The 1,872-nt window shown below is 64.9% G+C and carries 4 protein-coding genes; all 4 read right to left on the bottom strand.

Annotation, left to right across the window (positions count from 1 at the left end; genetic code table 11):
- Positions 1 to 68: 68 nt before the first annotated feature.
- Complete coding sequence (locus tag KTN05_RS17450) at positions 69 to 464, bottom strand: DUF6481 family protein (RefSeq protein WP_217330639.1); 396 nt, start codon at positions 462 to 464, stop codon at positions 69 to 71.
- A 36-nt stretch (positions 465 to 500) separates the two neighbouring features.
- Entirely contained in the window at positions 501 to 725 is a 225-nt protein-coding gene (locus KTN05_RS17445; RefSeq protein ID WP_217330640.1) for a hypothetical protein, read from the bottom strand.
- 130 nt (positions 726 to 855) lie between these two features.
- Entirely contained in the window at positions 856 to 1,065 is a 210-nt protein-coding gene (locus tag KTN05_RS17440; protein ID WP_217330638.1) for a cold-shock protein, read from the bottom strand.
- 243 nt (positions 1,066 to 1,308) lie between these two features.
- Positions 1,309 to 1,872, bottom strand: a 564-nt coding sequence (locus KTN05_RS17435; protein WP_217330637.1) for an alpha/beta fold hydrolase, incomplete at its 5' end; no start/stop codon positions are given.

Here is a 1,872-nt window from a genome sequence, read left to right as displayed (position 1 = left end):
GCGAGCGCACAGCAGGTCTGTCCGCGCGCCGGGCGCGGAGGTCATGACCTTCGGAAGCCGGGGAGAGGCTACCGCTGCCGGGCCTTGCGGCCGGCATAGCGGCGGTCGCGGTCGGCCTTTCGTGCAGCCTCATCCGTGATCACACGGGCGATCATGCTGTCAGCCCGTTCACGCGCCTCGATCTCGGCTCTCGCGGCAACGTTGGCGGCGTCCTGATAGGCGGCCGCCTCGGCTTGGATGCGTTCCTGCTCCTGCTGCCGCTCGCGCGCTTCAGCCTTGATCCGATCCCGCTCTTCGCGCCTCTTCTCACGGGCCGCGGCGGCCGCGACAAGCTCTTCCTGCCGCGCAAGGCGGGTGGGTTCGGCGGCGTTCATCCTGGTGCGGTAGGCGCGAAGGAGCGCGGCTTTCGCATCGGCAGCAGCACTGCGGCGGTCGTCGAGATCGTTGGCTTTGGCGGTTCTCAAATCTGTATCCTGTCTGAAGTATGGAGAGCCTCGAGGTCAGGCCCTTTTGGATGGTTTCGACGAAGTTGGGGCGGCCACCCTTGCATGCTCTTTCTGATCTCGCGCCATGCGGGCGGTCTTGAGGCGCAAGGTCTTCTCCGCCCGGGCTTGGGCGACGGCGTCGAGCTCGTCGATCGGTCGTTCCCGAGCGAGGAACTGCGATTGCGCCTCGGCGAAGGCAATCTCGGCCTGCGCCCGCGACCAGCTGCATGTCTGCGTCATGCGGTTCACCACTGAAAGCTCGCTTGGTTGAGCGGCAAGAAAAAAGGTCAGGCAGTCCGCCTGACCTTCAACGGTGTCGCTTGCTCATGAATGCACCTGCATGCCTCGGCAAGGGAAGGCAGAGGCGAGGTCAGGCAGCCTGGAGATTGCAGGCCAACATCTTGCCCGACTTGCTGTCGCGTTCCATGTCGTAGCCGATCTTCTGGCCCTCGGTGATTTCGCCCATGCCCGACCGCTCGACGGCCGAGATATGGGCGAAGGCGCCCGGACCACCATTGACAGGCTGAATGAAGCCGAAACCTTTGGTGGCGTTGAACCATTTTACTGTGCCGGTGGTCATGATGAACCCTTTCAGAGGCATGCTGGATGACCGTGGCGCAAGGAGCGACACGGGCGAGATAGCGATTTTGAAAGGGAGGTCTGTTCAGGGCGCGGTGCCAATCGCGCAACAACCGAAGCTCGGCAAGCGAATATCGATATGTCGCTGATAGCAGCAAAGATCTCCGTTGTCGCTCGGAAAAGCTCGGGGTTCACTGATCCGCTTCACGGCCGCCACCAACCATGACGCCGGAGCGGCGGTCGATCACCCGGCCCCGGCCCGTGCAGCCTGACCGTTGGGCAAGGCCACCTTGTCGATCGCGTTCATGACCGCTTCCGTCGCGGTCTGATGGATCATGTGACCCGCGCCCGCAACACGATGAAAGCTGCTCTGCGAGATATCCCCGTGCAGCCGGGCTGACTGATCGTCGGCATCCACGAGACGGTCGTCGGCACCCGCGATGATGCAGACGGGCATGCTGAGTTGCCGATAGCTGTCGCCGGCCGCAAGAACCTCCGGGACCATCAGGGCGGATTCCGCGGCGCTCGCGCGGAGTTGGGACGGCCGGACCGCCATGGCCCTCGGGAACCCGGCGAACTTCTCCGGCACCGGCCGAGGCCCGAAGATCGTCCGCATCAGGAGCGGCCATGCCAGCCGGCTCAGGATTGGAGAGATCGTGTAACGGATGGCATCGCCCACCACCGGGACCGCCGGAACCGCCATCCCGGCCACGTCCGGCCGCGCGGTCGGAAAGTAGTAGCCCGAGGCCAGAACGAGACCGCCGACCAGATCGGGGTATTTGCGGGCCAGCGCCACGGCGACCAGGCA

It is taken from the genome of Paracoccus sp. Z118, from assembly GCF_019061185.1.
In the GTDB taxonomy this organism is placed as follows: domain Bacteria; phylum Pseudomonadota; class Alphaproteobacteria; order Rhodobacterales; family Rhodobacteraceae; genus Paracoccus.
Note: the sequence above shows the minus strand (reverse complement) of the source record. Positions and strands in the feature narration are given on the sequence as shown.